This is a genomic window from Vibrio sp. 704 (assembly GCF_033339295.1).
On sequence record NZ_JAWOUH010000043.1, the window covers coordinates 1 to 4,112 of the forward strand.

A 4,112-nucleotide genomic window follows, 5' to 3' on the forward strand; every position below is an offset into this window, starting at 1 on the left:
GCATTGCCTCCAATTCCCATAATTTATTACGCCGATAATAACTTGGTGTAACCCGCTTTATTCGCCACATCATCAAGCAGTAAAGACTGATCTAAATTATGTTCAATCCATAATAGAACATCTTTGATAACCGTTGTATGAAACTGCTTATCATCATATCTTAATTGGATGTTATTAGCTTTATTTTGATAGCGAGAATGCTGTTCAATATACATAAAATAACCTAAATGTTCTTAAGATTGTCACGACCACATCATCATGATACCATAAACATACTGACGGTATGTTATTTTAAATCTATCATGGAAAATAAAAATCATCAACAAGAAAATTTTAAGAGTACCTATCAATCACTGGTTAACTCAGCACGAATATTGTTTGTTGAAAAAGGCTATCAAGCTGTTTCAATAGATGAGATCTCGGGAAAAGCGTTGGTGACCAAAGGTGCCTTTTATCATCACTTTAAAAATAAAAAACAATTACTCAGTGCCTGTTATAAGCAGCAATTAATTATGATTGATGCCTACATCACAACAAAAACTGATTTAACAAATGGTTGGTCTGCCTTAGAAAGTATATTTGAACATTATCTTGATTATATTATTGATAATAATAAAAACCTTATCCCTATCCAAGAAGTGATGCCTATCATTGGTTGGAATGAACTTGAAAAAATTAGCCTTGAATACATTACTGGTAAGGTAAACGCCATTGTCAGCAAATTGATCCAAGAGAACCAACTTAAAGCTTATGATGATGATGTGCTTAAAAACTTACTCAATGGCTGGTTTATGCATATCGCAATACATGCGAAAAACCTAAAAGAGCTTGCCGATAAAAAAGGCCAATTTATTGCTATTTACCGCGGCTTTTTATTGAGCTTGAAAGATAAATAAAATAGATAGGTTTTATTTGAAGCTAAATCTTCTTTATCGTAAAAAATGCCCTCTTGGGTTATCAAGAGGGTCATTATATTTCGCGGAATAACATCATTTGGTGACGAAATAACTAAGCACTTGTCTCCTGTTTACTCCCCTGAGCTTGAGGGGTTAACATGAAGGTCATCGATAGCAGGATAATAATACAGTAAAACGCTAAACCAATAATCCAAATCCAGCCATCCCAAATTGGTAGTGAATGATTATAAATAACAGCAAACAGTAATGGGCCAATAACACCGGTTGCATTGTTAAGGCTCACCAATAATCCCTGTAAAGCACCTTGCTGATGACTCTTTGTTTGGATAGACATCACTCCCTGTAATGCAGGTAAAGCGATCCCACCACCAGCCAATAAAATTAAAACAGGGAAAACTAACCAACCTTCAGATATAAACGCTAAAAAGGCAAATGCACTACTATCTGCAATAAATCCGAGCAGTACTGCCGTTTTTTCGCCCCATTTAGTGGCTATTCTTCCTGCCACAAAGGCTTGGAATACTGAGTGTAAAAGACCAAGACCCGCTAATGAAAAGCCAACCATCATGCTATTCCATCCAAAACGATTTTCGGTAAATAGCACCCACACCGTTGCGGGAATTTGGCCTATCAATTGCGCTGAAAAATAAATAATCAACAAAATGGGCATCGTTTTAAATAAAGTGATGTATACCGAATTCGATTGCGTCTCAACCCCTACTTCGGTATCTGTATTATCACGTGTATTTTTGGTTTCACGGAACCAAAACATAACCACAAGGAAAGTGACAATATTTAGCAACGCAGCGATAAAAAAGGGACTATGCGGTGAAATCTCTCCTGCAAAACCACCAATAATAGGCCCCGCTATTAAACCAAGCCCAAAACTTGCCCCTAACCAACCGAACCACTTCACGCGTTGAGAAGCTGAGGTGGTATCGGCAATGACCGATGCCGCGACAGCCCCAGTAGCTCCTGTGATCCCTGAAAGCAAACGGCCTAAATACAGCATCCAAAGCGCACTTGAAAAAGCCAGCAATAAGTAATCCAGCGATGCGCCTATTAATGACAACAACAGCACTGGGCGCCGACCAAATCGGTCAGACATTTTTCCAAGCCAAGGAGCAAAGATAACCTGCATTAACGCATAAAGTGCAAGCAATACGCCAAAGTGGTTAGCGATATCTTCCGAAGCAATAAATTCACGTAATAACGTTGGCAAGACTGGCATGATAAGGCCAATCCCCATGGCATCGAGTAACGTAATTACCAATGCGATCTTTGTCGAACTATTCATTTCACTTTTCTCTATCACTGATAGGGAGTGGTAAAATAACTCTATCAATGATAGAGTGTCAACAAAAATTAGGAATTAATGATGTCTAGATTAGATAAAAGTAAAGTGATTAACAGCGCATTAGAGCTGCTTAATGAGGTCGGAATCGAAGGTTTAACAACCCGTAAACTCGCCCAGAAGCTAGGTGTAGAGCAGCCTACATTGTATTGGCATGTAAAAAATAAGCGGGCTTTGCTCGACGCCTTAGCCATTGAGATGTTAGATAGGCACCATACTCACTTTTGCCCTTTAGAAGGGGAAAGCTGGCAAGATTTTTTACGTAATAACGCTAAAAGTTTTAGATGTGCTTTACTAAGTCATCGCGATGGAGCAAAAGTACATTTAGGTACACGGCCTACAGAAAAACAGTATGAAACTCTCGAAAATCAATTAGCCTTTTTATGCCAACAAGGTTTTTCACTAGAGAATGCATTATATGCACTCAGCGCTGTGGGGCATTTTACTTTAGGTTGCGTATTGGAAGATCAAGAGCATCAAGTCGCTAAAGAAGAAAGGGAAACACCTACTACTGATAGTATGCCGCCATTATTACGACAAGCTATCGAATTATTTGATCACCAAGGTGCAGAGCCAGCCTTCTTATTCGGCCTTGAATTGATCATATGCGGATTAGAAAAACAACTTAAATGTGAAAGTGGGTCTTAAAAGCAGCATAACCTTTTTCCGTGATGGTAACTTCACGGTAACCAAGATGTCGAGTTAACCACCCTTTAGATTCATAAAGCGAAAATAATGCGGCTCCAACGTACCCACCTAAATGGAAACGGCGTTCACTCCAATCTAAACACGCACAACAGATTTTACGTGAATGTTTGGAAGGAACGTCAATTCCCATTTCATGAAAATATTGAATACCACTTAATGTGATCATTGAACCATTTTCAGTGATCCATTGCTGTTGACAAAGGGAATCATAGATCTTAACGGCAACTTCGCCAGCTAAATGATCATAGCAAGTACGTGCTTTTCGTAAATGCACTGGCGTGGAAACTTTGGCATGTACGCCATGGTTTAAGGAGATCCCCATCATACTTTCCATCAATTCAGCAATATCTTTTCCTGCTAGCCGAAAATAACGATGCTTGCCTTGAGCTACTACTGTGATTAGCTGGCAATCTAATAATTTAGATAAATGACTGCTCGCCGTTGAAGCTGATATATTCGCCACAGAACTTAGCTCAGTGGCCGTCCAAGCTCGCCCATCCATCAAAGCACTGAGTATTTTAACTCGTGAAATGTCAGACATAGCCGCCCCTATCGCGGCTATTGAGGACTCAAAGGTAACCTCTTTTCGTATTAAATTAGCCATCGCAAGTTCACTTTATTGCCCAAGGGAGCGTAACAGATGCAGCCATACTATCATTGTCCGTTATTAATATCAGTTGGTTAGCATGGTCACTGTATTGCACTAAAATATTAATGTTATTCTCCGCCAATACTCGTGCTATTTCGCCAAGTTCCCCCGGTTTTTCCTGTTTTAACTTACGAATTAATGGTGTCCGGATCGCAAGTACTAACAGTCCAGCTTGCTCTAGCGCTATTTTAGCTTCCTTTCCTTGTTCAACAAGAAAATGAGCATGGCATTCATCACCAACCGTAAATATCCCTCCCCCTTCCAATCCAATACCTTTATTACCTAATGTTTTTCCTAGTAATGCTAATTGTCCTATTTGATTATCTAAAACAACGTGAACATCAAACATTATCCTTGTCCTTTTTAAATGAATATTCGCGAGTAATATGAGCAATACTAATTTTGTAAAAATCAAATATTGACTCTCGCCCTTCTTGTTGAGCTTTCGCATGTAAAACATGATTTTTCCATTGCAGAACTGCGT

The 4,112-nt window shown here is 39.0% G+C and carries 6 protein-coding genes and 1 pseudogene; 2 read left to right on the forward strand and 5 right to left on the reverse strand.

Annotation, left to right across the window (positions count from 1 at the left end; genetic code table 11):
- Nucleotides 1-26: 26 nt before the first annotated feature.
- A complete protein-coding gene (locus R7R24_RS24120; protein WP_199828333.1) occupies nt 27-215 on the reverse strand; it encodes a hypothetical protein in 189 nt (62 codons plus the stop codon).
- Between the two features lie 87 nt (nt 216-302).
- On the opposite strand from R7R24_RS24120, the gene tetC reads away from it, so the two are divergent.
- Nucleotides 303-896 carry a tetracyline resistance-associated transcriptional repressor TetC gene (gene tetC / locus R7R24_RS24125; protein ID WP_000428546.1) on the forward strand — a complete coding sequence of 198 codons (594 nt, stop codon included), beginning with the start codon at nt 303-305 and terminating at the stop codon, nt 894-896.
- A 112-nt stretch (nt 897-1,008) separates the two neighbouring features.
- On the opposite strand, the gene tet(B) is transcribed toward tetC, so the two are convergent.
- Nucleotides 1,009-2,214, reverse strand: coding sequence for a tetracycline efflux MFS transporter Tet(B) (gene tet(B), locus R7R24_RS24130; protein ID WP_010446567.1), 1,206 nt, complete (start codon nt 2,212-2,214; stop codon nt 1,009-1,011).
- Between the two features lie 81 nt (nt 2,215-2,295).
- Here tet(B) and tetR(B) point away from each other — a divergent pair, with 81 nt between their 5' ends.
- Nucleotides 2,296-2,919 (forward strand): tetracycline resistance transcriptional repressor TetR(B), encoded by a 624-nt coding sequence (tetR(B), locus tag R7R24_RS24135; protein WP_000088605.1) that lies wholly within the window; start codon nt 2,296-2,298, stop codon nt 2,917-2,919.
- On the opposite strand, the gene R7R24_RS24140 is transcribed toward tetR(B), so the two are convergent.
- From R7R24_RS24140 to R7R24_RS24150, 3 genes and pseudogenes are all read right to left on the reverse strand, one after another.
- Nucleotides 2,897-3,583 (reverse strand): ArsR/SmtB family transcription factor, encoded by a 687-nt coding sequence (locus R7R24_RS24140; protein WP_001284954.1) that lies wholly within the window; start codon nt 3,581-3,583, stop codon nt 2,897-2,899. The genes tetR(B) and R7R24_RS24140 overlap by 23 nt on opposite strands.
- Before the next feature lie 7 nt (nt 3,584-3,590).
- Nucleotides 3,591-3,977, reverse strand: coding sequence for a hypothetical protein (locus R7R24_RS24145; RefSeq protein ID WP_000460651.1), 387 nt, complete (start codon nt 3,975-3,977; stop codon nt 3,591-3,593).
- Nucleotides 3,970-4,112, reverse strand: a pseudogene (locus R7R24_RS24150) (antibiotic biosynthesis monooxygenase); the annotation flags it as partial. The gene R7R24_RS24145 and the pseudogene R7R24_RS24150, both read right to left, overlap by 8 nt.

Bases quoted from the DNA above. Each gene is read 5' to 3' on its own strand.
- R7R24_RS24140 (WP_001284954.1), bottom strand. From the start codon at position 3,583: ATGGCTAATTTAATACGAAAAGAGGTTACCTTTGAGTCCTCAATAGCC.
- tetC (WP_000428546.1), top strand. From the start codon at position 303: ATGGAAAATAAAAATCATCAACAAGAAAATTTTAAGAGTACCTATCAA.
- R7R24_RS24145 (WP_000460651.1), bottom strand. From the start codon at position 3,977: ATGTTTGATGTTCACGTTGTTTTAGATAATCAAATAGGACAATTAGCA.
- R7R24_RS24120 (WP_199828333.1), bottom strand. From the start codon at position 215: ATGTATATTGAACAGCATTCTCGCTATCAAAATAAAGCTAATAACATC.